This is a genomic window from Chryseobacterium sp. CFS2 (assembly GCF_036543225.1).
GTDB classification, from domain to species: Bacteria; Bacteroidota; Bacteroidia; order Flavobacteriales; family Weeksellaceae; genus Chryseobacterium; species Chryseobacterium culicis_A.
The window spans coordinates 159,175-185,693 of record NZ_JAZHQU010000004.1 but is presented as its reverse complement, the minus strand read 5'-3'; the positions used below and the strand labels follow the sequence as shown (position 1 = coordinate 185,693).

24 protein-coding genes are annotated in these 26,519 nt (G+C 36.9%); 13 read left to right on the top strand and 11 right to left on the bottom strand.

The features are described 5' to 3' along the window. The first annotated feature begins 174 nt into the window (after window positions 1-174). Together ODR02_RS10800 and ODR02_RS10795 are read left to right on the top strand one after the other, a co-directional pair. Entirely contained in the window at window positions 175-2,169 is a 1,995-nt protein-coding gene (locus tag ODR02_RS10800; RefSeq protein WP_309512440.1) for a S9 family peptidase, read from the top strand. Between the two features lie 299 nt (window positions 2,170-2,468). Next, entirely contained in the window at window positions 2,469-2,960 is a 492-nt protein-coding gene (locus ODR02_RS10795) for a DNA-deoxyinosine glycosylase (protein WP_209788968.1), read from the top strand. A 540-nt stretch (window positions 2,961-3,500) separates the two neighbouring features. Here ODR02_RS10795 and ODR02_RS10790 read toward each other — a convergent pair. The 6 genes from ODR02_RS10790 to ODR02_RS10765 all read right to left on the bottom strand — a co-directional run bounded on the left by ODR02_RS10790 (window position 3,501) and on the right by ODR02_RS10765 (window position 10,198). Continuing rightward, the gene (locus ODR02_RS10790; protein WP_309512439.1) at window positions 3,501-4,532 is read right to left on the bottom strand and encodes a phosphotransferase enzyme family protein; all 1,032 of its coding nucleotides are present in this window, start codon (window positions 4,530-4,532) and stop codon (window positions 3,501-3,503) included. After that, window positions 4,523-5,437: a sugar phosphate nucleotidyltransferase gene (locus ODR02_RS10785; protein WP_309512438.1), complete on the bottom strand. Its 915-nt coding sequence runs from the start codon at window positions 5,435-5,437 to the stop codon at window positions 4,523-4,525. The genes ODR02_RS10790 and ODR02_RS10785 overlap by 10 nt, the downstream gene beginning before the upstream one ends. Beyond that, window positions 5,427-6,824 (bottom strand): Gfo/Idh/MocA family protein, encoded by a 1,398-nt coding sequence (locus tag ODR02_RS10780; protein ID WP_309512437.1) that lies wholly within the window; start codon window positions 6,822-6,824, stop codon window positions 5,427-5,429. The genes ODR02_RS10785 and ODR02_RS10780 overlap by 11 nt, the downstream gene beginning before the upstream one ends. Before the next feature lie 340 nt (window positions 6,825-7,164). Then, window positions 7,165-8,700 carry a M61 family metallopeptidase gene (locus tag ODR02_RS10775; RefSeq protein WP_309512436.1) on the bottom strand — a complete coding sequence of 512 codons (1,536 nt, stop codon included), beginning with the start codon at window positions 8,698-8,700 and terminating at the stop codon, window positions 7,165-7,167. Between the two features lie 57 nt (window positions 8,701-8,757). After that, the gene (locus tag ODR02_RS10770) at window positions 8,758-9,450 is read right to left on the bottom strand and encodes an AIM24 family protein (RefSeq protein WP_309512435.1); all 693 of its coding nucleotides are present in this window, start codon (window positions 9,448-9,450) and stop codon (window positions 8,758-8,760) included. A gap of 34 nt (window positions 9,451-9,484) precedes the next feature. Then, window positions 9,485-10,198, bottom strand: coding sequence for a hypothetical protein (locus ODR02_RS10765; protein WP_309512434.1), 714 nt, complete (start codon window positions 10,196-10,198; stop codon window positions 9,485-9,487). A 154-nt stretch (window positions 10,199-10,352) separates the two neighbouring features. Here ODR02_RS10765 and queA point away from each other — a divergent pair, with 154 nt between their 5' ends. The 5 genes from queA to ODR02_RS10740 all read left to right on the top strand — a co-directional run bounded on the left by queA (window position 10,353) and on the right by ODR02_RS10740 (window position 15,737). Then, entirely contained in the window at window positions 10,353-11,402 is a 1,050-nt protein-coding gene (gene queA / locus ODR02_RS10760; RefSeq protein WP_079242405.1) for a tRNA preQ1(34) S-adenosylmethionine ribosyltransferase-isomerase QueA, read from the top strand. A 71-nt stretch (window positions 11,403-11,473) separates the two neighbouring features. After that, window positions 11,474-12,508, top strand: coding sequence for a 23S rRNA (adenine(2503)-C(2))-methyltransferase RlmN (gene rlmN / locus ODR02_RS10755; RefSeq protein WP_309512433.1), 1,035 nt, complete (start codon window positions 11,474-11,476; stop codon window positions 12,506-12,508). Window positions 12,509-12,582: 74 nt separating this feature from the next. Continuing rightward, on the top strand, window positions 12,583-13,533 hold the full coding sequence (locus ODR02_RS10750; RefSeq protein WP_209788985.1) for a sterol desaturase family protein: 951 nt from the start codon (window positions 12,583-12,585) through the stop codon (window positions 13,531-13,533). Window positions 13,534-13,777: 244 nt separating this feature from the next. Beyond that, entirely contained in the window at window positions 13,778-14,686 is a 909-nt protein-coding gene (locus ODR02_RS10745) for a hypothetical protein (protein WP_309512432.1), read from the top strand. Between the two features lie 73 nt (window positions 14,687-14,759). After that, entirely contained in the window at window positions 14,760-15,737 is a 978-nt protein-coding gene (locus ODR02_RS10740; protein WP_309512431.1) for a polyprenyl synthetase family protein, read from the top strand. Window position 15,738: 1 nt separating this feature from the next. Here the strand turns inward: ODR02_RS10740 and ODR02_RS10735 are convergent, their stop codons facing one another. Further along, window positions 15,739-16,035, bottom strand: coding sequence for a hypothetical protein (locus ODR02_RS10735; protein ID WP_245169862.1), 297 nt, complete (start codon window positions 16,033-16,035; stop codon window positions 15,739-15,741). A gap of 135 nt (window positions 16,036-16,170) precedes the next feature. On the opposite strand from ODR02_RS10735, the gene ODR02_RS10730 reads away from it, so the two are divergent. Together ODR02_RS10730 and ODR02_RS10725 are read left to right on the top strand one after the other, a co-directional pair. Further along, window positions 16,171-18,603: an alpha-ketoacid dehydrogenase subunit alpha/beta gene (locus ODR02_RS10730; RefSeq protein ID WP_309512430.1), complete on the top strand. Its 2,433-nt coding sequence runs from the start codon at window positions 16,171-16,173 to the stop codon at window positions 18,601-18,603. A gap of 86 nt (window positions 18,604-18,689) precedes the next feature. Continuing rightward, a complete protein-coding gene (locus ODR02_RS10725) occupies window positions 18,690-19,040 on the top strand; it encodes a hypothetical protein (RefSeq protein WP_209788993.1) in 351 nt (116 codons plus the stop codon). Window positions 19,041-19,071: 31 nt separating this feature from the next. Here the strand turns inward: ODR02_RS10725 and ODR02_RS10720 are convergent, their stop codons facing one another. Further along, window positions 19,072-19,488 (bottom strand): carboxymuconolactone decarboxylase family protein, encoded by a 417-nt coding sequence (locus ODR02_RS10720; protein ID WP_309512429.1) that lies wholly within the window; start codon window positions 19,486-19,488, stop codon window positions 19,072-19,074. Between the two features lie 109 nt (window positions 19,489-19,597). On the opposite strand from ODR02_RS10720, the gene ODR02_RS10715 reads away from it, so the two are divergent. Then, entirely contained in the window at window positions 19,598-19,885 is a 288-nt protein-coding gene (locus ODR02_RS10715; protein ID WP_309512428.1) for a hypothetical protein, read from the top strand. 39 nt (window positions 19,886-19,924) lie between these two features. On the opposite strand, the gene ODR02_RS10710 is transcribed toward ODR02_RS10715, so the two are convergent. Further along, on the bottom strand, window positions 19,925-20,317 hold the full coding sequence (locus ODR02_RS10710; protein WP_079242396.1) for a winged helix-turn-helix transcriptional regulator: 393 nt from the start codon (window positions 20,315-20,317) through the stop codon (window positions 19,925-19,927). Window positions 20,318-20,483: 166 nt separating this feature from the next. Here ODR02_RS10710 and ODR02_RS10705 point away from each other — a divergent pair, with 166 nt between their 5' ends. Beyond that, window positions 20,484-21,545 (top strand): NADH:flavin oxidoreductase, encoded by a 1,062-nt coding sequence (locus tag ODR02_RS10705; RefSeq protein ID WP_209788998.1) that lies wholly within the window; start codon window positions 20,484-20,486, stop codon window positions 21,543-21,545. Window positions 21,546-21,735: 190 nt separating this feature from the next. On the opposite strand, the gene ODR02_RS10700 is transcribed toward ODR02_RS10705, so the two are convergent. Together ODR02_RS10700 and ODR02_RS10695 are read right to left on the bottom strand one after the other, a co-directional pair. Beyond that, window positions 21,736-21,894, bottom strand: a complete 159-nt coding sequence (locus tag ODR02_RS10700) for a hypothetical protein (protein ID WP_209789000.1) — start codon at window positions 21,892-21,894, stop codon at window positions 21,736-21,738. A gap of 209 nt (window positions 21,895-22,103) precedes the next feature. Beyond that, a complete protein-coding gene (locus ODR02_RS10695) occupies window positions 22,104-23,306 on the bottom strand; it encodes an aminopeptidase C (RefSeq protein WP_309512427.1) in 1,203 nt (400 codons plus the stop codon). Between the two features lie 196 nt (window positions 23,307-23,502). Here ODR02_RS10695 and ODR02_RS10690 point away from each other — a divergent pair, with 196 nt between their 5' ends. Together ODR02_RS10690 and ODR02_RS10685 are read left to right on the top strand one after the other, a co-directional pair. Then, window positions 23,503-24,021, top strand: a complete 519-nt coding sequence (locus ODR02_RS10690; RefSeq protein WP_105680822.1) for an RNA polymerase sigma factor — start codon at window positions 23,503-23,505, stop codon at window positions 24,019-24,021. 12 nt (window positions 24,022-24,033) lie between these two features. Next, complete coding sequence (locus ODR02_RS10685; RefSeq protein ID WP_309512426.1) at window positions 24,034-26,433, top strand: vWA domain-containing protein; 2,400 nt, start codon at window positions 24,034-24,036, stop codon at window positions 26,431-26,433. Window positions 26,434-26,519: the final 86 nt, after the last annotated feature.

Genomic DNA, 26,519 nt, shown 5'->3' with positions numbered 1-26,519 from the left:
AATAAAAATTCAGCTGCATATTAACTATTTATTTTCAATATCGTAAAACTTAAATGTTAATTTTTTCGTCCATTTTTATTTTAAATATTAACTTTGGCAATCTTTGAATTTAATAAAAGGATATTATAAAATCACTGCGATTTCATAGATCCGTTAAAAAATGAATATCAACATATGAAACTTAAGTACAGTCTGCTGGCTTTGGCAGCTCCGCTTTTAATGAATGCACAACAAGTAATGACGCCTGAAATTCTTTGGACTTTGAAAAAAGTTGGGGTACAGGCAGTTTCACCAGATCAGGGTTCCCTTATCTATAAAGTAGGGCAGGTAGATCTGAAAACAGAGAAAACGAAAAACGAGAACTATTTTCTGAATGTTCTTAATCATCAGTCTTCTAAAATTGATTTCGGTAAAAAAGCCCTTATTCAATGGGATAAAAACGGAATTTATGCGCAGGAAGGTGATAAAATCTATCTTTCTAAAGATGCCGGAAAAACCTGGACAGAATTTTATACGATTGGTGAAGCTGATAACGTTGTAATTTCTCCGGACGGGAAGAAAATAGCTTTCAGCAAGCAGGTATTGGTAGAAAAAGTGATGGGGAAAGATAAATTCAGTGATACTCCTAAAACTACTGCTCAGGTTTACACAGATCTGAACCACAGACACTGGGATTATTTCAATGAAGGAAAATACAACCACGTATTTGTAGTGAATACTGCTGATAAAGTAGAAGGGGCAAAAGATCTTTTGGAAGGAAAAACCTGGGATTCTCCTCAGAGACCTTTTGGAGGTGCTGAAGATTTTATCTGGAGCCCGGATTCTGCACAGCTTTTATATGTTACAAAGCCTAAAAGCGGAAAAGAGTACGCTACAAGTACCAATACAGATATCTTTGCTTATGATTTAGCGTCAGGTACCACCAAAAACCTTACAGAATCAAACAAAGGATATGACATTAATCCAAAATTCAGCCCGGATGGAAAATCTTTGATCTGGCAGAGTATGGCCAGAGATGGATATGAAGCAGATAAAAATGATGTAAAAATCCTGGACTGGAAGTCGGGGAAAACCACTAATCTTACTTCTGGCTGGGACGAAAGTGTTTCCGGAGATGTACTTTGGGGAGCAGATTCAAAAACAATCTACTTTACGGCTGCATTCAGAGGAACAAAACAACTTTTCTCTCTGGATTCTAAATCAGCAAAAGTACAGCAGATTACCAAAGGAGATTTTGACGTTAATGAAATCTTTACAGATAATAAATCTTCACTTTTAGTAGGAAGAACAGATGTAAACCATGCCACGGAATTGTTCTCTGTAAACGTTAAAAACGGAGAAATGAAGCAGGTGACTGAAGCTAATAAAGATACTTATGCTAAGCTGGCTCAAGGGAAATCTGAACTTAAAATGGTGAAAACCTCAGACGGAAAGGAAATGGGAGTTTGGTTCCACTATCCACCGAACTTTGATCCTAATAAAAAATACCCAACATTGGTGTATTGCCAGGGAGGACCACAATCTGCATTGACGCAATATTTCAGCGTAAGATGGAACTTTGCCTTAATGACAGCCAATGATTATATCGTGGTAGCACCAAACAGAAGAGGAATGCCAGGATGGGGAACAAAATGGAATGAAGATATTTCAAAAGATTGGGGTGGACAGCCGATGAGAGATTATCTGGCAGCCACAGATTTTGCGAAAACGTTACCCTATGTAGACGGTGACAGAGTAGCGGCTGTAGGAGCAAGCTATGGAGGATACAGTGTATTTATGCTGGCAGGAATCCATGAAAACAGATTCAAAACCTTCATCGCTCATGACGGATTATTTGATATGAAGTCATGGTATCTGACGACGGAAGAACTTTGGTTTGCAAACTGGGATCTTGGTTCTCCATGGGAGAAACCGCTTCCAAAAGCGTATACAGAATTCAACCCAAGTAATTTTGTAGAAAAATGGAATAAGCCCATCATGATCGTTCAGGGAGGAATTGATTTCCGTGTTCCTTACGAGCAGGGTCAGGAAGCTTTCCAGGCAGCAAAATTAAGAGGATTAAAATCTAAACTGGTTTACTTCCCGAATGAAAACCACTGGGTACTTCATCCTCAAAACGGATTGGTATGGCAGAGAGAATTCTTTGATTGGCTGAAGGAAACTTTATAAGATCAATAAAAATAAATATCAATAGGAGCGGGCTTTAGCCCGCTTTTTTTATGAAAAATATCCAATGGCTTTAGCCAAAATCTAAATAATCTGAGTGGTTTAAGGGAGTTAAATTCAGGGTATTGGAAGCTGGGAGTAGCTGTTAATCTTAACATTGATAGAGGTTACCATACATTAATGATATCACTGTTTAGAAAGATGAAAATAGGGACAACCGTTTTTTGAAACCTCAATAACTTCCTTCTTCAAGCTTCCAGCTTCCAGCCAGATTAAAATAATTTAAATCTCTATATTTGAATATGCAAAACCGTATTTCTTCATTTCCACCAATCATTGATTATCAGTCTGACATTCTAATTTTAGGATCAATTCCCGGGGTGAAATCATTGGAAAAACAGCAATATTATGCTCATCCTCAAAACAAATTCTGGAAAATCATTTTTGAATTGCTGAACGAAGAATTTACTCATGATTATACTCAAAGAATTGAAACGATACAGAAACATCATATTGCCCTTTGGGATGTCATTGATTCCTGTGAGAGAAAAGGAAGTCTGGATTCCGAAATCAAAAATGAAGAAGCGAATCAGATTGCTGAGCTGTTGGAAGAACATCCAAATGTTAAAGCTATTTTTTGCAATGGAGGAAAATCCTACAAAAATTTACAGAAAGTGCTTGGGAAAAATTATAAGCGACCCATTTTTCTATTGCCTTCTACAAGTCCGCTCCACACTGTTTCCTTTGAAAAGAAACTGGAAGAATGGAAAAGAATTCTGGAGTTTTTGAGATGAGTTTAGTGATTCGGGGTTCGGGTTAGAGGGTTTGAGAGTGGGAGAGTTTGAGTTGTAAGAGCATAAATTCCTGTGGAATAACAAACGGAACGCTTTATCTAGCCGTACACTTTGTCACTCTGTAGGAGTCTCAGCGTTGTACGTGATTTTTTTGGTGACGAATCTTGGATTTTTAAGATAAGTTGCGGGATTCGGGATTCGGGTTTCGGGTTTGAGGGTTTGAGAGTGGGAGAGTTTGAGTTGTAAGAGCATAAATTCCTGTGGAATGACAAACGGAACGCTTTATCTATCCATGCACCTTGCCATTCCGTAGGAATCTCAGCATTGTACATATTTTTTCAGTGACGAATCTTGGATTTTAGGGTAAGTTTCGGGATCTGTGGTTCGGGTTTGAGAGTGGGAGAGTTTGAGTTGTGAGAGCATAGATTCCTACGGAATGACAAACGGAACGCTTTATCTAGCCGTACACTTTGTCATTCCGCAGGAACCTGTTTTTACTCTATTATTCTCAAACCCTCAAACTTTCTGACTCTCCCACTCTCAAACTCCCAAATATTCTCTCAATCCTTTCAACAGCTCCAGTTGGTTTTTAGTCCGGTCTAAATTATGCTCAGGGTATTTCGTAGAATAATAAACACTTCCATTCAGATAATCGGTTAAAAAACGAAGCTCCTGAATATAAATAGCGACTTGTGCAGCATAATCAAGATTGTCAGATTCTTTGGAAGTCAGTTTTTCCTTGAGATAGAATAAAAAGCCTTTTTTTACAGCCTCATACATTTCAGGATTGAAATTGTTTTGGGCACTTCCGTCATCTTCAGGTGTTGTATTGGTGTAGGACTGGATCATCGTTCCAAAATCATACAAAATAGTAGAAATCATCATGGTATCCAGATCAATTACTGCTAACGGACTGTGATTTTGATCAAAGAGAATGTTACTGATTTTTACATCTGCATGAATGATTCTTTTGGGGATCTGATTGTTTTTTTCCATCTCAATCCATTGATCAGGCAAGGACAGGAGCTGGTTGGTGATTTCTATTTCAGCCTTTGCTTTTTCTCTTAAATGAGGGGCCGCATTTTTTAGTGAGCTTTTATAATCTGCAACTCTCTTCTCAAAATTGAGGAAGTTAGGAAGAGTATCTTCAAGGGCGGGTAATTGTTCAGTATTAACGACGCTAAGGAAATAACTGAAGGTTTTAGCTGCTTCAAAAGCCGTTTGCAAAGAAGGAGCGATAAGAAAAGTAACACTGTTTTCTATGAAACTTAGCATGCGCCATGGCTGGCCATTTGCATCCTCTACCAGAAGTTTGTGGGTAAGAGAAGGGATAGGCTCAATAATTTGAAACTGATAATTATTCGATAGGAGAACCTCATTAACCATTAAATGATTATTGACGATCACATCAGGCTGTTTAAAGACATGATTGTTAATTTTTTGCAGGATAAACTTCTTCCCCTGATCCTTATCTTCCAGAAGGTAAGTTGTGTTGATCAATCCATCAGTAATAGGGAAGAGGTCATAATTATCCGTACCGATAAATTCAATAACAATATCATTTAGCTCCATAAATCTTCCGGGTATCTGTTGTTGTTGATCTCTGAAGTCAGAAAATTTATAATTTCCTTTTTATCATCAGCGTAGGTAACTCCCATCCATTGAGAAGGAGAGGCTTTTACCTTTACTTTTACTCTGTTTTCATCCATCATTTTCTGTACTGCAGAAGGAATATAAAACTCCTGATTCGGTAAGGGATCAGATTCTATGAAATCATAGAAATAAGCTTCCAGATAACAGAAAATATGAGGATGGAAAATAAAAAAGTTCATGGATACTAAGGTGTCAGGATCCAATTTTATATTTTCTCCGTTTTCAATGTAAACGATGGAGTTGTTTATTCTTTGAATAGATGTTTGCTCCACTACTTTGATCAGATTATTTTCTGAATCCAGCGTACATATTCCTCTGGCTACAGCTCCGTTTCCACTCAATGTAGTACCTACAGGATAAGCAATCATTCCCAACTGGGTATCTGAAATATGATGATGGTTAATTTCATGGGCAGCCAGCTGATAGGCTTCTTTCCCGTAAAAATCATCCGCATTGATCATCACGAAAGGCTCCTGTATCGAATATTTGGCACAAAGAACGGCATGAGCAGTTCCCCATGGTTTTTCTCGATCAGGATAATCAAAACCTTCCAATGAAATGGGAATACTGTCTATTTCCTGATATACCCAATGCAGTTCAAAATTTTTACTCTTTGAAATGGCATTGAGCCTTTCCATATAATTTTGAGGAATAAGCTTGTTGACGATAATGACTACTTTCTGGAAACCAGCTTCCAATGCGTCAAAGATAGAATACTCCAAAATCGGCGAACCGTTACCGAGTACTCCATCGATCTGTTTGAGACCTTTATATCTGCTGCCTAATCCGCCTGCTAATATGAGTAATGTTTTCTTAGAACTCATCGGTCATTCCAAATACAGGTTTACGGGTTTTCCATTTTCCATTGGTAAAATCAGGAATATCAACCACCTGACCACCTTTGGCAATAGACTCTTCACTCAATGGGGTAATTGAATACCATAAGGCAAGATCATACACATCCATCGGGAATTCAATATTTCGTTTGATACATTCAATAAACGTATTCATGACAAAAAAGTCCATTCCGCCATGTCCTGCTCCTGCAGCAACATTTTCAAACTTCTTCCACATCGGATGATCATATTCTTTCATCCATTTTTCCGTATTGTCCCAACGGTGGGTATGGTTCATTGTTTTTTCAAAATAGATATGTCCCTGGTTGAAATCTCCCCATCCGAAATCCTGCCACAATCCTTCGGTTCCCTGAACTCTGAAACCAAGATCATAAGGTCTCTGTAAGCTTGTATCATGCGTAAGAAGGATAGTTTCTCCGTTGGCACAGGCAATCTGTGTGGTTACCACATCTCCCTGATTGAATTTTACTTTCGCGCTAGGATGGTTTTCTCCACCTTTTGGATGTTCAACAACATATTTATGAAGTCCTACCGCTTTTGATGAGAATGATGACAGTCTTGTTAAACGGTTTCCTCTGTTGATATCCATCATCATGGCAACCGGACCTAATCCATGGGTAGGGTAGAGCTCGCCATTACGTTTTACATAATGTTCTGTTCTCCATTTGGCTTCACTGAATCCTTTTTCTCCAAATTCAGCACCGGAATTGTATGGATTAACTCCATCATTGAAAAGAACACCTCTCAGATCATGCTGATAGCCGCCTCTTCCGTGTACCAATTCCCCAAACATTCCTTTACGGACCATATTCAGAATGGCCATGATATCTCTGCGGTAACATACATTCTCCATCATGAAGATAGGAACTTTTGTTTCTTCATATACCTTTACAAACTCCCAGCAGTCCTGAAGTTTTATGGCTCCCGAAACTTCCATGCCCACAATTTTTTTAGCGCGCATAGCTTCCACACCTTGTGTAAGATGCCATTCCCAAGGGGTCGCAATAACCACAGCGTCTATTGATTTTAATTTTAAAAGATTTCGATAGTCATATTCCCCGTTGGAAAACTCCTGAGCAGCCGGTTTATTATTGTCTTTTAAGATTTTCTGAGAAGCAGCGAGCATCCTTTTTTCAGGATCTGCAAAGGCTACAATCTCTACATCGTTACGTTTTGCCAGTAATTTTACATGTTCCTGACCACGAAGACCGACACCGATAAACCCGACACGGACTTTTTTATCTGTTTTAAAATCATTTGAATAGGCAAATAAAGAATTGGGTAAAACCAGTGCCCCAAAGCTTGCTAAAGCTGCTGTCTTAAGAAAGTTCCTGCGGGAATTGCTATTGTCCATCTATTTTTTTCTTAAATATATTAAAACTTTTGTAAATCCCGATGGCGTGAGAGATATTAAGTGGGAGGGTTTATGAATTACGGGGTGCGGGGTGCGAGTTAGAAGGTTTTAGAGTAAGAGGGTTTTAGAGTAAAAGCGTTGAAATTGTAAGAGTATAGATTCCTACGGAATGGAGAACCTAAGCATTTTATGTATCCGCTCACTTTGTCATTCCGTAGGAAGCTAGATAGTATATATTTATTGCTTGGAAAAGAATTTTAGAGTTTTTGGGATGAAAAGGTTTGTGAGCAGGAGAGTATCTTCATTTACCTTTTGCCTCTTTGCCATTTTATCTAAAAATCTATTGATTGATCCAGGCTTTTCTTAGTGCCAGCTGCTTGGAATCCGGATTGGGGAAAGAGGTTACTTTTCCGGTGGTTTCATCATAATTAAAACCTGTTTTTTCCAGATATTCTTTCAACGGAATGGGTTGGGTGCCTTCTACAAAATCTCTGAAGAAAGTGCGTATTTCAGGATAAGTCATTTTGGTAATCTCATCAAAAAGATGGTCATCATCGAAATATTTACCTTCACCATATTTTTTCATAAGCATCTGCATCAGATCCTGAGTTCCCATTTTTCCATGAGAAAGTTCCCTTAGTCTTATATCCAGACACGCTCCGAGCAATGCTCCTTTCTGGTAGAAATTCATATACTGGTCTTGTCTTTCCATAGAGTTTTTACTCATTTCCGTAAAGGACAGTTTATTGTCAAACTCCTTCATGCCCTGTATTTTTTCTTCCAGACTTTTTTCAAAATCTTCCAGGCTGATCATTTTTTGTTTGATGGGCATGTGTATGGTAGCATATTCTGTCATCCCTTCATATAGCCACAAATGTTTAGACATGACAGGGTTCAGGAAATCATAATGCTGAATTTCCCCAGAATGAATATTGAGAGGAGTAACGATATGAAAAAACTCATGAGAGGCCACTCTGTTTAAAGCATGGGGAAGAAATTTCATACTTCCGGCACGGTACAGACACAGGGTAGAATGAGAATGCTCCAATCCGTCTCCTAAATATCCATTTTCATTTGAAGATTCATAATAGATCAGAAAAGCGTATTTATTGACCGGTAATGTTCCACCCAGATAGGCTTGCTGATTTTTCAAAATATTCTCAATTTCACGGGCTATTATTTTTGAATAATGGCGCTCTTTATCGTTATAAAATGATACGAGTACTTCGGTGTGGCCTATTTTGATCCATGTAGTATCGGGAACGCAGTATAAAACAGGGGAATCTACCAATTGGCGGTAATCTTTAGCCCAAACTATATCGGTGTTTTTATTTTTCTGTTGATAATTCAAAGCAGAAGAAGCATAGAAACCCTTGTTTTTTGTAACCTTAATCTGGTAGGGATTACCTTTCATTTCTTCAAAATATCCCACCAAAGAATTATAATTGATGACAAAGACACTGTCTTTTTTAAACATCGTGCCTGGAGACTTCGCTTCCTGATTATTCTTTTCCAAAGAATCCCATCCATCAGCGACCTGATATGATATTTTCTTTACATTCTTAAGATCATGAACCATCCAGCTGTTTTTATCCAAACGCTCGGTTAAGATTTTTTTTCCGTTTTTATCGGTGGCCGTAAAATCAGAAACATACTGTCCGAAATTCATAGCCTGGTAAAATCCGGGAACCAATTTGGGAATAATAAACTTACCTTGTTTAAGATTATTCTTTGGAGGTGAAAATGAAACCCGGACTTTATCATTAGACAGGTGAAGCAGATCTATATGGTATTCGTAATTTTTCTTTGTTTTTTGGGCAATCATTACATTAGGAAGTAGAATGATCACGAAAAATAGTTTTATAAGGGTATTCACTGGATGCAATTTTAATGATTACGAAAATTCTAAATCACTCCTTAAGGATTGTTTGTTTTATTTTTCCATATAATACACCTCTTCATAAGGCTGAATCAGTACCCATCCGTGTCCTGAAAACTTCATCTGGAATTCTTCTCCGCTTCCTCTGCCAATAAGACTTTTGAGAGAAACGTTGGTTTTCAGTTCCGGGCTTAGATTTCCGGACCATGCAACTGTAGCATTAGGATCTGTAAACACAGGAGTATCAGGAGTTACAAGTAAGGTTAAAGGATCTCCATAAGTGGTAATGGCAATATGTCCTGTACCTGAAAGCTTTACCTGGAAAAGACCTCCGGACATCATTCCTGCAATGCTTTTCAGCATGGTGATATCACTTTTTACGCTTTGTTCGTGGGCAAGAACGTCATTTCCGTTTACACAAACTGATTCATTATTCAGATAAAGAATACGGACTTTCTTTCCGGAATCGGCTACATATAATTTTCCGGTTCCTTCTGCTTTCATGAGTTTGCTTCCTTCACCACTGATTGCTTTTTTCAAAAGATTTCCAATTCCTCCAGCCAGCATTCCCTGTCTTTCAAAATTGATATTACCCACATAACTTACCATACTTCCTTTTTTTGTCCATACCGCCTGATTATTAAGGTTGATTTCAAGAAGGTGTTTTGTTTCCAGTTCAAAATAATCTCTTTGCTGCGGATTCTCTTTTGTCTCGTTGATAAATGCTTCTATTGAATATTTACTCATTATAATATTTTTAATGTGTTGTTTTACTATGTTATTATCTTAGTTTGTCGAGTTTATATTCCCGTTTGTTACTTTTAGGATTCAGATCTACAAATTCATAGTCTTCAAAACGGGCAAGCTTGGCATTAAATATTTCTGCCGCTTTTTCTAATGACCAGGTTTTGGGATAATGAAAACCTTCGAACTCAGCATTGAAGATTTGTGCTTTGAAATCATGAGAAAACTCCTCATCACCCGCGTAGGTCAATGCTATTTTACCTGTCCATGTGATATCATATTGATGGTCACCTGTTTTTAAGAACCGGATGTGATGACCTGCACAGCTGTCATGTCCCAGCAGATAAATATTGAAGGCAAGATTGTCGTCATCAAAATGTTTTTCAGACGGCAAATCATTGCTGAAAAGATCATTTTTAATAACAGTATCGAAATCCAGTTTTTCACCGGGTTTATCAATTCTGATTCCTTTCTCTTCACCCCAATAATTTGACGATAATATGCAGGCGTGATAATTTCCCCACACTATTTTGGAGTCCCAGTCAGACAAATCTTCATTTTCTTCCTCACTGTTTTCCTCATCATCGGCATAATAACTTTCAGTTTTTAGATGAAAATCAAACCAGATAGATCCATACTCATCAATCCTTCCGCTCCAGCTGAATGTTTCAATTTTATGACCATTAGGATACGGATTATCAATGAAGTATATTTTACTTACAGATTCCATATTGAATTTTAATTTTCTCAAAAATACTATTTTTAAGCCTTTAAAAACCCCGTAAAATCACGGTTTTATATTTGATTGTAAATAATACTTGACAAAGGGGTATTCAATGTCGTATATTTGCACTCCGAAAATTACACCTTGTAATTTCAATAATTTTTAAACCGTAATTTAAAAAATGAAAACATCAGATTTTAATTTTGATCTTCCTGCGGAATTATTAGCAGAACACCCATCAGAGCACAGAGACGAAGCTAGATTAATGGTACTTGATAGAAAAACACAAACTATCGAGCACAAATTATTCAAAGATGTAGTGGATTATTTTGATGAAGAAGATTTGTTCATCTTCAACAATACTAAAGTTTTCCCTGCACGTCTTTACGGAAATAAAGAAAAAACAGGTGCTAAAATTGAAGTTTTCTTATTAAGAGAACTTGATAAAGAAACCAGAGTTTGGGACGTTTTGGTAGATCCTGCGAGAAAAATCAGAATTGGTAACAAATTATTCTTCACAGAAGATGAGTCTTTGGTAGCTGAAGTTATTGATAACACGACTTCAAGAGGAAGAACATTAAGATTCTTATTCGACGGTTCTTACGACGAATTCAGAACGAAACTAAAAGAATTGGGAGAAACTCCGCTTCCAAAATATATCAAAAGAGCAGTAGAGCCGGAAGATGCAGAAAGATATCAGACGATCTATGCTAAAGTAGAAGGAGCGGTGGCTGCACCTACAGCTGGTCTTCACTTCTCTAAACATTTGATGAAGAGATTAGAGATCAAAGGAATCAATTTTGCTGAAGTTACCCTTCACGTAGGATTAGGAACATTCAACCCAATTGAGGTAGAAGATCTTTCTAAGCACAAAATGGAGTCTGAAGAGATCATCATTGATGAGAAAAATGCTGCGATTATCAACAAAGCAGTAGAAACTCACAGAAGAGTTTGTGCAGTAGGTACTACTACTATGAGAGCATTGGAAACTTCTGTTTCTTCAAACAAAAAAATCTCTGCTTTCAACGGATGGACTAATAAATTCATTTATCCACCTCACGATTTCGGAGTTGCGAACTCAATGATCACCAACTTCCACACACCGAAGTCTACTTTGATTATGATGATTGCTGCATTTGCAGGAAGAGATTTCATCATGCATGCTTATGAAGAAGCCGTAAAAGAAAAGTATAAATTCTATTCTTACGGTGATGCAATGTTAATTCTTTAAAAAAGATAATAGGTAAAAGGTGGCAGGTAGTAGTTATCTGCCACCTGCCACCTATAATCTACAACCTTACAATGAAAGATATCCGTATATTATCATTAGACCAGCTTAAAGACTATTTCGTATCTTTAGGAGAGAAACCGTTTCGTGCGAAACAGGTCTATGACTGGTTATGGAGTAAAAACCTCCATTCGATTGACGAAATGACGAATCTTTCCAAATCACTGCGTGAGAGAATTTCGGAAGAATATACCATTAATCCTGTTTCCGTAGACCTTCTTCAAAAAAGCTCTGACGGAACCATCAAAAACGGAGTGAAACTTCATGATGGGCTGATGGTGGAATCTGTTCTTATTCCTACAGAAACAAGAACAACAGCCTGTGTATCTTCTCAGGTAGGATGCTCATTAAACTGCGAATTCTGCGCTACAGCAAGACTGAAAAGGATGAGAAACCTTGAAGTAGCTGAGATTGTAGATCAGGTAGCCCTGATTGACAGCCAGAGCAGAATGTATTTCGACAGACCACTTTCCAATATCGTATTTATGGGTATGGGAGAGCCTATGATGAATTACAAAAACGTAGTGGAAGCTATCAAAAAAATTACCCAGCCGGAAGGATTGGGAATGTCTCCAAGAAGAATTACCGTTTCTACATCCGGTATTCCTAAAATGATCAAAATGCTTGCAGATGATGAATTACGTGTGAAGCTTGCTTTATCTCTTCACTCCGCTATTGAATCAAAGCGTAATGAGATCATGCCTTTCTCTGATAAATTCCCGTTAACGGATATTATAGAAGCGCTTCAGTACTGGTATCAAAAGACAGGTTCTGTCATTACTTTTGAATACTGTGTCTGGAAAGGAATCAATGATGGGGATGAAGATATCAAAGCTTTAATCAAATACTGCAAACAGGTACCTTCAAAAGTAAACCTTATTCAATACAATCCGATCGGGGATGGAAAATATGATCAGTGCAACAAACAGGCAGAAGAAAATTATATCCGACAGCTTGAAAATGCAGGGGTTACTGTAATGGTCAGAAGAAGCCGTGGAGGTGATATTGATGCAGCTTGCGGACAGTTGGCCAACAAAACAACAGATTAAAATTTCCTTAAAAAAAGCCTAAGGTTTTCTTAAAACATAGGCTAAAACCCTACCTTTGCACAAATTATTTTGTGATGATGGATTTTTTAATGAGCGAGGATGGGCTGGAAAATGTGTATGCATGGGCTATCCCGCTGCATGCTACTGTTATTTTAGCTGAAATGATTTACAGTCACGTTTCAGAAGCTAAGCTCTATAGTGGAAAAGATCTGGCTACCAATGTTTATCTGGCATTGATGAATTTTGGTCTTGACCTTATCATGAAGGCATTTGCCATGGGCGTAATGTTTTTCTTTTACAATCACAGACTTCTTTCATGGGATCTTAGTATATGGTATCTGCTGGCATGCTTTATCATCACAGATTTTGCCTATTATGTGCTGCATTATGTGGATCACCGTTCCAGAGCATTCTGGGCAGTTCATATTACGCACCACAGTTCAGAATATTTTAACCTTACCACAGGATTCAGAAGCCCTGTACTACAGCCGCTTTACAGATATTTGTATTTTTCACCACTCGCATTTTTAGGATTTAATCCATGGCATATTATGGTGGCATACGCTATTGGGCAGGTGTACGGGACGTGGGTGCATACACAGACCGTGAAGAAAATGGGATTTTTAGAATATATCCTGGTGACTCCTTCTCACCATCGTGTACATCATGCATGCAATGTAAAATACCTGGATAAAAATATGGGGATGTGTCTGATTATTTGGGATAAAATATTCGGAACCTTTCAGAAAGAAGATCCCAATATTCCTGTAAAATACGGAATATATCCTAAAATGCCCGATAACAGACCGGATACGGTTCTTTTTTATGAATGGAGAAAAATCTGGAAAGATCTGAAGCAGCCGGGATTAAAATTCACAGACAGAATTAATTATATTTTCAATTCACCGGGATGGAGACATGACGGAACCGGAAAAACAGTAAAGCAATACCAGAAAGAGTATTTTGCAAAACAGGCTAAAAAGAAAGAACAACAGCTAAATCAGAAAGAGCAGAAATCTGCTTAACTTTTGATTTAAAATCAATAGAAATCTAAGGGAAAAGCGGGCTATTTTAGTCCGCTTTTCTATTTTAGGAAGATGATGGCAATAGTTGAAAGTAACAGATAAAAGGTAAAAGAGCCAAGTAATTTGTAAATGAACCATTTCATCCTCAAAATCTCAAAATCACATCCCGAAATCTCTCATACTCACTCTCAAGCCCTCTAGCTCTCCAATTAACTAGCTCACAATAAAACCCTATTTTTGTCCTATGAAAAAATTTCTTCTGATTGTTGCTCTTTTTGTCTTCCAGTCTGCATTTTCACAGCGGACTGACTTTCTGAAAATAAAAAAATACAGAGTAGGTTATCTTGATGATAAAATTGAGGAAACCTCAGGACTGAATATTTTAAATGGAAAGCTGTACACATTCAATGATAGTGGAAATGCTGCTGAACTTTTTGAGATTGATAAAAAAAGTGGCGAAATTATCAGAACTCTGAAAACCAATGTAATCAATACAGACTGGGAGGCTTTGGCTAATGATGGGAGAAATTTTTATATCGGAGATTTCGGAAATAATGCGGGAACCAGGAAAGATCTGATGATCTATAAAGTTCCTTACGGACGTATTGATACAGCTAATACCATTAAAATTCCCGGTTCAGAAAGAGCTTTGGATGGAACAAGAATTCTTTTTTATTATCCGGAACAGACTGATTTTGCCTCTAAAAATACAAAAAATGACTTCGATGCAGAGGCCATGATCTATTTAAATGGAAAACTGCATGTATTTACCAAAGAATGGGCTTCAAAAGCAACCTCACACTATATCGTAGATCCTGAAATTTCAGAACTGCAAAAGGCAGAAAAAATAGAGGCCTATACTACAGGTTTTGTGGTTACAGATGTCTCTTATTTTGATAAAAAGCTTTATTTAATAGGATATACCAAGAAAACAGAAGTATTTTTAGATATCTTTACAGAGACAGAGCCCGGAATATTTTTTAAAGAAAAACCCAAACATTATTACCTTGGAACAGCACTTTCCCTGTCACAGATTGAAGGAATAAGTGTAGATGAAACAGGAATGTATATCTCCGGAGAAAAGTTCAGATCTCCGTTGGGAACTACAAAACCCTCTTTTTATTTTATTCCGAAAGATCAACTCAAAGATTAATTTTATCTTAAAATTGAGCGAAAAAAATTATCTTTGTGAGAATTAATAATTATTCACCCAGCATTCGCAGATTGTGGCAAATACAGTAGAAGAGATTAAACGACCGATCAATGATGAAATGAAACTTTTTGAACAGAAGTTTTATGAATCAATGCAGAGTAAAGTAGCTTTATTAGATAAAGTAACCCGTTTTATTGTTACCACCAAAGGAAAGCAGATGCGTCCTATGTTTGTGTTTCTTTGTGCCAAACTGGTGGGTGAAGTGACGGAAAAAACCTATCGTGGTGCTTCTATGATTGAGCTGATCCACACTGCTACTCTGGTACATGATGATGTGGTGGATGAAAGCTTTAAACGTCGTAATTTCTTTTCAATCAATGCACTGTGGAAAAATAAGATTGCGGTTTTGGTGGGAGATTATCTTTTATCAAAATCGGTTTTACTATCTACAGACCATAAAGATTATGACCTGCTTGGAGTAATTTCCAGAACGATCCGTGAAATGTCCGAAGGAGAACTTCTTCAGCTGGAAAAGGCCAGAAAGCTGGATATCACTGAAGATGTGTATTATGAAATTATCCGCCAGAAAACAGCGACTCTGATTGCAGCATGCTGTGAAATAGGTGTTCTTTCCAACAATGCAGATGAGGCTCTTGCCAAAAAAATGATGGATTTTGGAACCTTTACCGGGATGGCATTTCAGATCAAAGATGATCTTTTTGATTATTTAAGTTCAAACGTGATTGGTAAGCCGGTAGGAATTGATATTAAAGAACAGAAAATGACTCTTCCTTTAATTCATACCCTGAAGGCAGCCAGCGAAAAGGATAGAAAGTACTATTTCGATACCATAAAACGTTATAATAACAATCCCAAACGTGTAAAAGAGCTTATAGAATTTGTTAAAAGCTCCGGTGGGTTGGAATATGCCATTACGGTCATGAAAGATTTCCAGCAGAAAGCGAAAAACATTCTGAATGAATTTCCGGATTCTGAAGCAAGAAAGTCGTTACATATTATGCTGGATTATGTAATTGAGCGAAAATTTTAAATTAAATAATTTTTAGGGTTACAATAATAACAGCTAGAACTATACAAAATAAAGCGATTAAAAATAAATAATCCGCAATATTCTCAAACGTGTATTCCCGCTTTGTATTTCTTGTTCTGATCGCCAGAAAAGAAAAGAAGCAGCTGCATGCAAAAAGAATACAGGCAAATCCTGCAAATTCATCCAAATACGTACTCTGACTGATCTTAGAGATTTTCAATGAGGTAATAATAATCAACGAAAACCCTAAAAGATTGCTTGAAGCATTCAAAATGTGAGGTGACTTTTTCTCCATCATTTACAATTTTTTTCAAAATAAAGCACAATTTTTTTTATTATCAAATTTTTAAAAAAGATTATTAAAAATTAAAATTAATTTAAAAAGTGTATATTAGCAAAATACTTGAAGATTAAAAAACTTTTTTACTTAGCTATGCAAACAACCTATATTGAAACACAGCAAATATCCTTTCAAGATTTTAAAAATCAAATACTTGAAGACTACAGGTTAGGAAGGATCTCTCGTGAAATGTCTTATCTCGGAAGGAGAGAAGTTCTTACGGGAAAAGCTAAATTTGGAATTTTTGGGGATGGTAAAGAACTTCCTCAGCTTGCAATGGCGAAAGTTTTCAGAAATGGAGACTTCCGTTCAGGATATTACAGGGATCAGACTTTTGCATTGGCAATAGATGCCTTAACAGTAGAAAGTTTCTTTGCACAGATGTATGCAGATACAAGCGTGGAAAGAGAACCTGCTTCAGCTGGAAGACAGATGAACGGGCATTTTGCAACAAGAAGTTTAAATGAAGACGGTAGCTGGAAAGACTTAACAGCTCAGAAAAATATTTCTTCAGATATTTCTCCTACAGCCGGACAAATGCCAAGATTATTGGGATTGGCTCAGGCTTCTACAATTTATAAAAGCGTAAAATTTGAAGGTTCTGAAAAATTCTCAAGAGAAGGTAACGAAATTGCTTTCGGAACTATTGGGGATGCCTCTACGGCAGAAGGACATTTCTGGGAAACGCTGAATGCAGCGTGTGCTCTTCAGGTTCCTATGATTGTTTCAATCTGGGATGACGGATACGGAATTTCAGTACCTACTAAAAACCAGAGAGCAAAAGCTGATATCAGTGAAATGCTAAGCGGTTTCCAAAGAAAAGAAGGAGAAAATCAGGGATGTGAGATTATCCAGGTGAAAGCATGGGATTATCCTGCATTATTAGAGGCTTATGCTAAGGCAGAACATTTCGCAAGAACAGAAAGTGTACCGGTAGTAGTGCATGTAATTGATGTTACGCAGCCTCAGGGACACTCTACATCCGGATCTCATGAAAGATATAAAAACGAAGAGCGTCTGGCTTGGGAAGCTGAATATGACGGTCTGGCAAAATTCAAAGAGTGGATCCTGAACTATTCTATCGATATTGATGGAAAAGAAGAAGTGATTGCTACGGCTGAAGAATTAGACGCTATTGATGAGGAAGCGAAGAAGGCAGCAAAAACAGGACAGAAGGCAGCTTGGGAAAACTATCAGAAAGCAATTTCAGAGCTTATCCAGTCTATCTTACCTTTAGTAGAAAATCTTAAAGGTCAGAATGCTGAAGTGGAAACATATATTGCTAACTTCAATAAGTTAGTTTCAAAAGCTAAGAAAGATATCTTCCATTTGGTAAGAAAAGCATTACTGGCAACAAGAGGGACAGACTCTGCAGAAAGAAATCAACTGATGCAGAAGTACAATGAAGTTTCTGCTGTTGAAAAGGATAACTATTCTTCTCACTTATACTCTCAGTCTGAGTGGAAAGCAGAAAATATTCAGGAAATTAAGCCTGTCTATTCTGACAGTTCTGAAGATGTAGACGGAAGAGTCGTAATCAGAAACAACTTTGATAAAATATTTGAAAAATATCCTGAAACCTTAATCTTTGGAGAAGATACCGGAAATATCGGTGACGTAAACCAGGGATTGGAAGGAATGCAGGAGAAATACGGTGCTTTACGTATCGCTGATACAGGAATCCGTGAAGCAACGATCCTTGGACAGGGGATTGGTATGGCAATGAGAGGATTGAGACCTATCGCGGAAATCCAGTACTTAGACTATGTTCTTTACTGTCTGCAGGGAATGAGTGATGATCTTGCAACCGTACATTACAGAACAAAAGGTGGTCAGAAAGCTCCATTGATCATCAGAACAAGAGGTCACAGACTGGAAGGAATCTGGCATTCAGGTTCTCCAATGGCAGGTATTCTTAACCTTTCAAAAGGTATTTTGGTTCTTGTCCCTAGAAACCTTACGAAAGCTGCTGGATTCTACAATACAATGCTTCAGACGGACGAACCTGCAATCATCGTAGAATGTCTGAACGGATACAGATTAAAAGAAAAACAGCCTGATAACTTAGGAGAATTCACTGTGCCTGTAGGAAAGATTGAAGTAACAAAAGAAGGAAAAGATGTTACGTTGGTAACTTACGGTTCTACATGGAGAATTGTAACGGAAGCAGCTAACGAATTGGAAAAACTGGGAATTTCTGCAGAAGTGATTGATATCCAGTCATTGATTCCTTTCGATTTATCTCACGAAATTGCTGAAAGTGTTAAGAAAACCAACAGATTAGTAGTGATTGACGAAGATGTGGAAGGAGGTACTACAGGATTTATCTTACAGCAGATCCTTGAAAAACAAAAAGCATTCAGATACCTGGATTCAGATCCGTTGACGATTTCTGCCAATGATCACAGACCTGCCTATGCAAGTGATGGTGACTACTTCAGCAAGCCGTCTACAGATGATATGGTAGAAAAAATCTACGCAATGTTTAATGAAACAAATCCTCAGAAATATCCTGCGATATTCTAATTGGGATTTTAGATACATTTTAAAATCGCTTCCTTTTGGGAGCGGTTTTTTTGTTTATATTTACTTGAATCCTTCAGTGATAAACCATGAAAATTAGATTCTTATATTTGATCTTAATATTAATAATTATAGGTTGTAAGAAAGCGAATAAAAAAGAAGTTTTACTGGCAGACAGAGAAGCTCCTTTAGGCTGGATTTATTTGAAAATGTATGATGATAACAGTTTCGAATTCATTTCTCATGGAATGATGCGGGACAACGATGTGTACAGCGGAAGTTATAGCTTAAAAAATGATACCCTTTATTTTAAATACAAAGATTCAATTCCTACAGCAGGTTCAAAAGCTGTGATAGAGAAAGGATTTGTATATTATCTTAATGGCGATTACCATGAAAGTGTTCAAATAAAGCTTAATAAATTATCTATTCAAAAATAAAAACAGCCATAGATTTATAGCTCCTTCTTGATTAATCTCCCTCAGCCAAAGTAATCCTCAACTTATTCAACGTATTCATCAAGGTAATGCTTGCAGTAAGCTCTACAATTTCTCTTTCCGTAAATTGCTTCGTTAGTTTTGTTTTGATATGTTGCCAGCCATCTTTACTGTAAATAATAGCTTCAGCCCATTCTAAAACAAGCTTTTGTTCGTCAGTGAAGGCATTGGTATGTTTCCAGCCTGGAAGCCTGTTAATAACGTCTTGTTCAAAGCCGAAACTAGAAAGTTCTTTAGCATGATAACTGCAGCAATAGGCACAGCCATTGATTTGTGAGACACGTAACTCTACCAAAGCGATCAGTTTTTCATCAATACCGGATTTTCGGATGCTGTTGTGGGCTTTGTATAGGTTTCCAATGGTTTCTTTTGCAATTTCTTTGTAATTCATAGTGAAATATTTTCTGCAAATTTGCATCAGAAATGGCTTTGAACCTATATGCTTACCTTTTCGTTATATACTTACCTTTTTGAAAGTGCTTAATTATATTAAATAAAACATGAAAGAAATAACTTCATTTTTGAAGTCGAGAAAATGGGCGCTCATTATTTCGATATTATATGTAGGAACCGGAACATTGGCAGTATGTTCAGCTTATGGCAGTGATCTATTATATGGTGAATGGACTTTATATGCTTTAATAGTAACATTTCCTGTCTCAATTTTGAGTTTCGGATGTAGATATGCCGATCCAAGTATATGGCCTGTATTATTGATTCAGTTTATTATGTTTTTAATTACATTTTTTATTTTATCCTTATTTGTAAAAAGTAAGCCGGATAATTAATAAATAATGCTCAGAATTGTTTTAAAAAGCAAAAAGCTATCAAACATTGACAGCCTTTTTATTTTTTATATCTTCATTCAAAAAAGAACAATCTTTATCTTCATGCTGTCCTTTCACCTGATATTTTGCTTCCCACTCTTCCAGTAAATACAGAATAGGTAATAAAGCCAATCCTTTTTCTGTAAGAGAATATTCCACTCGTGGAGGCAGTTCTTTAAACTCTTCACGGATAACCAGTCCGTCCGTTTCCATCTCCCTCAATTGATCAGTCAAGACCTTTCTGGAAATGACATTAATGCGTACTGCCAGTTCCCCGAAACGTAACTTCCTGTCTTTAATAACAAGAACAATAATGGGCTTCCATTTGCTTCCCAAAGCGGCCATTGCCTTGCCCAGAGGGCAGCTGTATTGCATCAATTCATTCTTTTTCATAAGGAGATCTTTATTTTAAACAGCATATAAAACCAAAGTTTCATACGTTACTTTGATGTTACTAATGTAAGTTACTGCGAAGTTACCACTATTTTTTTAATAAAAGATACAAAAGTGAACTATTATTAGTTACTTTGTGTAACAATTATAAAATGTAAATTTAAATATGAGCACATCATCATTATTTAAACCGTTTCAATACAAGAATCTACAGCTTAAAAATAGAATAGTAATGGCTCCTATGACCAGAGCACAATCTGACAATGGAGTTCCTACTCAGAATATTGCAGACTATTACGGAAGGAGAGCTGCTTCAGAAGTAGGATTAATTCTTTCTGAAGGAACTGTGATTAACAGACCAGGATCAAAAAATCTGCAGAATATCCCGGATTTCTATGGAACAGAAGCTTTAAACGGCTGGAAAAATGTAATCGATACTGTACATCAGAATGGAGGTAAAATGGGTCCTCAGATCTGGCATGTAGGAGATACAAGAATGTCGGAAGACTATCCGTTAGTTCAAATGGAAAAAGCTTCAACAATGACGATTGAAGATATTCAGGATACCATTGCACAGTTTGCAGCTTCTGCAAAATCAGCAAAAGATCTTGGTTTCGATTGTATTGAAATCCATGGAGCACATGGTTATCTTATTGATCAGTTTTTCTGGGAAGTTACCAATACAAGGACTGACGAATACGGAGGTAAAACACTAAAGGAGAGAAGCAGATTTGCTGTAGAAGTTGTAAAAGCTATCAGAGCAGCAGTAGGAGAGGATTTCACCATTATTATCCGTCTTTCACAATGGAAACAACAGGATTATAAAACCAGACTGGCATTTACTCCTAATGAAATGGAAGACTGGTTATTACCCTTAAAAGAAGCTGGTGTAGATATTTTCCACTGTTCACAGCGTCGTTTCTGGGAACCGGAATTTGAAGGTTCTGATTTAAACTTTGCAGGATGGGCTAAAAAAATTACCGGACAGCCAACCATTACAGTAGGTTCTGTAGGCTTGAACGGAGATTTTCTTAATGCATTTGCTGGTGAGGGAACAGAAAAAACAGATCTTACAGAACTGATCAGAAGACTTGATAATGAAGAGTTTGATCTTGTTGCAGTAGGAAGAGCCATTTTACAGGATCACCAATGGGTACAGAAGATCAAAGAAGGAAACACTGAAGCTCTTCTGGATTTCTCAGCAGAAAGTATGGGCGTTTTATTTTAATATCAATAAGGAATGGTGAATTCACTTCCGCGGTCAATTTTTTAACAGCATAATTTATTGACTTGTGAAGCTGAATTGACAATTCTGTCTGGTATTAAATCAGCATAATTCACTTTATTTTATATTTAATTTTCACCTATTTATTAAAGAATCGGCTTTCAGGATTTCCTGAAAGCCGATTTTTATAAGTCTATGGACAGCCTATAGAATCCTGAACACATCTCCAGCGGGGAGGAATTCCGTTGCTGCCTGGAATATAGCAAGCTGTAGTTCCTTCCGGACATTCCGGAGCATTTCCTCCAATGATGCTCTTTAAATCTGACTTTAATAATTTTCTTAAATTTTTCATAGGTAATAATTTGTTGATTTATACAAATATAATATTTTTTGGAAGCCAGACAAGAGTTTATATTCCAATGTGAATTTATATAAATACCTCTCATGGAAAGAAATACTTCAGAATAAAAACAAACCCGCTCCGGAATTTCCGGGAGCGGGTTTTAACAGATTTAAATATCTAAAACTGCCCTTTAAAAATGGCAGAAATGATTTCTTTTCTTACAAACCAATGTTCTTCGTTGGTTTCAGTTGCTTTAAAATGTTTTTTGGGATGGCATTTTTGTGAACAAGAATTGCCGTTGATTTATATTCAACATAAGGTCTTGTTACATAAAGATATCCGGCAAAATCATTGGTTACACCCCATGAGTTTTTCACCATATAATATTCTTTACCCGTCTGGTCTTTTGCCAAACCTACAATGTGCATACCGTGGTCATCCGTTGTAGAAAGATTGTTAAGGGCTTTCTGACGCATGTCTTCAGTAATGGTTTTATCTTTTTTAGGCTCTGTGAACAAAGTCTGCTTATTCTCTGCTGTAATTTGATCAAGATCCATGTCCGGAACGTAAGCTACCCCATTTTTGTAAGAGAAATAAGGCTCGGAAACGTCAGTTGCCCAACCTACAGAATATCCTTTAGTTACCGCATTGTCGATGATCGCTGTAAGATCTTTCATCGGAATATTCCAGTCAGAATCGTGGCTCCAGTTATCAGGAATGGGAACTACAAATTTCTCATAATATGCATAATCTTTGTAAGAAGATAATTCTACATAATCTTCAGGGTTGATTCCTACTACTTCTTTAGCAAATGTTTTAGGAGTATAGTTTTTCCCTTCATACGTAAAGTTAGCAGGTATTTTTCCTAAATACTCATCAAGAATTGCATCTACAGAATCCATCCAGTTATCTGTAAGTTTCCCTTTTGAAGAAGCTTGAACAAGGCTGTCAAGAACCGGCTTCAGTTTCCCTTGCATTTCCTTGAAGTTGTTGGTAGTCTGTCCCGATTTTAATCCTGTATACGCATCCTGAGGAACTGCTCCGTACTTCTTGTACATATTAATAACATCGTGAAGCTCTCCTCCGTCACCCCAGCTGATTGCACCATTATTCAAAACATATAATTTTGCTTTATCATGGTAAGAATTTCTTGCTGTAAAGATTTCGGCAAGATCTACAGGTTTTTTGCCCATTCTCTGCATTTCAGATTCAAGGAAAGAATTTCCGGAGTAGCTCCAGCAAGTTCCTGATGAACCCTGGTTTTTTACAGAAGTTGCGCCAACGTCTTTTAACGTCGTGAACTGAAAATTAGCATTTTGAGATTGGTTGTTTTTCAACTTGTTAATCAAGTCATCTTGGGCAAACATCATACTTCCTGCAGACAAAACAAAAAGTAATGATGCAATTTTGGCATTTTTCATTACTATAAAAAGATTATTTGTATTAATAGTCGTTGATAATAGAGATTTGTTACAGATGGAAAAGTTAAATTTGAAATGAAAAAAATATCAAATGGCTGATCTGAAAATTGGCTTTTTCGATATTTTAATAAAAAAGTTGACCATGTTTCCAACCCCTGGAAAAGTTTATGCATCTATAATAGTATAACTCCTGACTATGGAACAAGAATTATTATTGGAATGCCAGCGTAGCGACCGCAATGCCCAGCGGAAGGTTTACGAAAAAATGGCGGGCAGGCTTTACGCAGTCTGCAGACGCTATTTGAAAAACGATGAAGATATAGAAGAAGTATTGGCTGATACGTTCTACAAAATTTTCACGAAAATTACTCAGCTTCAGAACCCCGAAACCTTTGAAGCCTGGGCTAGAAAAATAACAGTAAACGAATGCCTGCAGAAATTAAGAACCAATAAAGGACTCTTTATTTCCCTGGAAGAAAACTTCATTGATCATTCCGAGGGAACCACAGAAAATCTTTCTCTGGAAAAAGATATTCTCAGTTTACTGAATTTTCTCCCGGAAGGCTGCAGAGCCATCTTTAATCTTTTCGCTATTGAAGGATATCCCCATAAGGAAATTGCAACCATGCTTTCCATCAGCGAGGGTACATCAAAATCCCAGCTCAATTTTGCACGAAAAAAGCTGCAGGAACTTTTAGTGAATCAAAACATTTAAACTTTTACAACAATGGAAAATAATCATATAGATCAACAATTCAATGAAGCCTCTAAGCTTTCTGAAGAACCAACCGTTTTTCCTGGTTTTGAAAAAGTATGGGTTAAGATTGAAGAAAAATTAGATAAAAAAGAAGAAAAAAAGAGAATGATTCCTCTTTGGCTGCCGTATGGTATTGCTGCAAGCCTGGTGATTGGTTTAGGTGCCCTTTATTTTATGAATAAAAAAGAAACTGCAGAGCCTTTAAAACCTGTCATTGCAGAAAATACCACTTCAAGAGGTCCGATTACCCAAACGGATATTGCGAAAATAGATCGGAAAATAAAAGATAAAATCAGAAAAGAAGAGTTGTCTTTACCGAGTCCTATTGCTCACCAGCCTACACTTGTTGAACCCGTAGATCCCTATATATTAAGAGCTACTCATGGTATATCACAAGTAGAAGCTCCCGGTAAAATATTGATACCTTCACCATCGATATACAGTGATACTTTAAAAACAAAAGAAATTGAAGAAGTGGTGGTAATGGGATATTCAAAAAAAGTTAAAAGAAGTTCTGTGACAGCATCCAGTACAGTTACAAGCACCTCTGTCAGCAACTTACCCCAGGCTACGGTTTATCAATCGTTGCAGGGAAAAGTAGCAGGGATACAAATCAGTACATCTGGAGGAAATCTGGGGAGTAATATCACTCAGGGATATATTAATGACAATCAGCTGCGGATTAGAGGAACATCTTCTGTAACAGCAGGAAATAAAGCACTGGTTATTGTAAACGGAGTACTGACAAATGAGGAGATTTTCAGAAAATTAGATCCTAACAAAATTGAAAGCGTTATTCTTTTAAAAGAAAACACAGCTGCAGCACTTTATGGAAGCAGATCAGCAAATGGAGTTATTGTAGTAACTACCAAAGATCTTTCAAGAAGAGAAAGAAAAAAACTGAAAAAGCTGCAGGATGAAATTAATAGTCAACAGCAGATTACGCCGGTTACACAAAATAATGAAAGCTATGATGCTTTTATTGAAAATCCTTTTGAACTAACTCGCAGCCAGCCATTATCTACTTTCTCTATTGATGTTGATAATGCTTCTTATTCCAATGTAAGAAGAATGATTAATAATGGACAGGCAGTTGATAAAAATGCTGTAAGAATCGAAGAAATGGTTAATTACTTTAAATATGATTATCCTCAGCCTAAAAACGGAGAACCTTTCTCGATCAATACAGAATACAGCGACTCCCCATGGAATCCACTGCATAAATTGCTTAAAATAGGACTTCAGGGAAAAAATATCCCGATGGATCATCTGCCTGTATCCAATCTTGTTTTCCTTATCGATGTTTCAGGGTCAATGGATGAAGAAAACAAATTGCCATTGTTGAAGTCTTCCTTTAAAGTTTTGCTGAACCAGCTTAGACCTAAAGATAAAGTGGGAATTGTAGTATATGCAGGAAGCGCAGGGATGGTGCTGCCACCTACGTCAGCTGGAGAAAAAGATAAGATTATTGAAGCTTTGGATCACCTTCAGGCGGGAGGAAGTACTGCAGGAGGAGAAGGAATTGAGCTGGCCTATAAATTAGCACAGGAAAATTTTGTGAAAGAAGGTAACAACCGTGTTATTATTGCTACAGACGGAGATTTCAATGTTGGAATGTCTTCCACTTCAGATCTTCAAACGCTGATTGAAGATAAAAGAAAATCAGGAGTCTTTTTAACATGTTTAGGTTTTGGAATGGGAAATTATAAAGATAACACCTTGGAAACCCTTGCAGATAAAGGCAATGGAAATTATGCCTATATTGATAATATGCAGGAAGCCAATAAATTTTTAGGGAAAGAATTTGCAGGAAGTATGTATGCCATAGCCAAAGATGTAAAGATTCAGATTGAATTCAATCCTAAATTGGTAAAATCTTACCGTTTAATAGGATATGAAAACAGAAAACTGAGAAATGAAGACTTTATCAACGATAAAATTGATGCAGGAGAATTAGGAAGCGGGCATACAGTAACTGCTTTGTATGAGGTGATTCCAGCAGATGTAAAATCACACTTTATTCCCATGAACAATGATCTGAAATATACCCAGAACACCTCTTCGAAAGAATTTGGAGATGAACTGGCTACGATAAAATTCAGATATAAAAAGCCTGATGGAGATACCAGCCGTGAAATCAGTCAGGTTGTTAAAAATGCTGACAACAGATTATCTTCAGCAAGCCCTGATTTTAAATTTGCTTCTTCAGTAGCATGGTTCGGACTGGTACTAAGGAATTCTGAACTGATTACGAAAAAAGACCTTTCTGATATTGAAAACCTAGCCAAACAAGGCAAAAATAAAGATGAAGAAGGCTATCGAGCGGAATTTATAAGGTTGATAGAAAGTTATAAAACAGTTCAAAAGTGATTTTTAAGAAAAGAGATTTCTTTGGAAATTTCTTTTCTTACTGTAGAGAAATAAGCATGATAAAATATTTATTAACAGGTTTGAAT

What these genes read in the sequence shown, in the direction of transcription:
- ODR02_RS10800 (WP_309512440.1), top strand. Translation starts at nt 175, where the DNA reads ATGAAACTTAAGTACAGTCTGCTGGCTTTGGCAGCTCCGCTTTTAATG.
- ODR02_RS10795 (WP_209788968.1), top strand. Translation starts at nt 2,469, where the DNA reads ATGCAAAACCGTATTTCTTCATTTCCACCAATCATTGATTATCAGTCT.
- ODR02_RS10790 (WP_309512439.1), bottom strand. Translation starts at nt 4,532, where the DNA reads ATGGAGCTAAATGATATTGTTATTGAATTTATCGGTACGGATAATTAT.
- ODR02_RS10785 (WP_309512438.1), bottom strand. Translation starts at nt 5,437, where the DNA reads ATGAGTTCTAAGAAAACATTACTCATATTAGCAGGCGGATTAGGCAGC.
- ODR02_RS10780 (WP_309512437.1), bottom strand. Translation starts at nt 6,824, where the DNA reads ATGGACAATAGCAATTCCCGCAGGAACTTTCTTAAGACAGCAGCTTTA.
- ODR02_RS10770 (WP_309512435.1), bottom strand. Translation starts at nt 9,450, where the DNA reads ATGAGTAAATATTCAATAGAAGCATTTATCAACGAGACAAAAGAGAAT.
- queA (WP_079242405.1), top strand. Translation starts at nt 10,353, where the DNA reads ATGAAAACATCAGATTTTAATTTTGATCTTCCTGCGGAATTATTAGCA.
- rlmN (WP_309512433.1), top strand. Translation starts at nt 11,474, where the DNA reads ATGAAAGATATCCGTATATTATCATTAGACCAGCTTAAAGACTATTTC.
- ODR02_RS10750 (WP_209788985.1), top strand. Translation starts at nt 12,583, where the DNA reads ATGATGGATTTTTTAATGAGCGAGGATGGGCTGGAAAATGTGTATGCA.
- ODR02_RS10745 (WP_309512432.1), top strand. Translation starts at nt 13,778, where the DNA reads ATGAAAAAATTTCTTCTGATTGTTGCTCTTTTTGTCTTCCAGTCTGCA.
- ODR02_RS10735 (WP_245169862.1), bottom strand. Translation starts at nt 16,035, where the DNA reads ATGATGGAGAAAAAGTCACCTCACATTTTGAATGCTTCAAGCAATCTT.
- ODR02_RS10730 (WP_309512430.1), top strand. Translation starts at nt 16,171, where the DNA reads ATGCAAACAACCTATATTGAAACACAGCAAATATCCTTTCAAGATTTT.
- ODR02_RS10725 (WP_209788993.1), top strand. Translation starts at nt 18,690, where the DNA reads ATGAAAATTAGATTCTTATATTTGATCTTAATATTAATAATTATAGGT.
- ODR02_RS10720 (WP_309512429.1), bottom strand. Translation starts at nt 19,488, where the DNA reads ATGAATTACAAAGAAATTGCAAAAGAAACCATTGGAAACCTATACAAA.
- ODR02_RS10715 (WP_309512428.1), top strand. Translation starts at nt 19,598, where the DNA reads ATGAAAGAAATAACTTCATTTTTGAAGTCGAGAAAATGGGCGCTCATT.
- ODR02_RS10710 (WP_079242396.1), bottom strand. Translation starts at nt 20,317, where the DNA reads ATGAAAAAGAATGAATTGATGCAATACAGCTGCCCTCTGGGCAAGGCA.
- ODR02_RS10705 (WP_209788998.1), top strand. Translation starts at nt 20,484, where the DNA reads ATGAGCACATCATCATTATTTAAACCGTTTCAATACAAGAATCTACAG.
- ODR02_RS10700 (WP_209789000.1), bottom strand. Translation starts at nt 21,894, where the DNA reads ATGAAAAATTTAAGAAAATTATTAAAGTCAGATTTAAAGAGCATCATT.
- ODR02_RS10695 (WP_309512427.1), bottom strand. Translation starts at nt 23,306, where the DNA reads ATGAAAAATGCCAAAATTGCATCATTACTTTTTGTTTTGTCTGCAGGA.
- ODR02_RS10690 (WP_105680822.1), top strand. Translation starts at nt 23,503, where the DNA reads ATGGAACAAGAATTATTATTGGAATGCCAGCGTAGCGACCGCAATGCC.
- ODR02_RS10685 (WP_309512426.1), top strand. Translation starts at nt 24,034, where the DNA reads ATGGAAAATAATCATATAGATCAACAATTCAATGAAGCCTCTAAGCTT.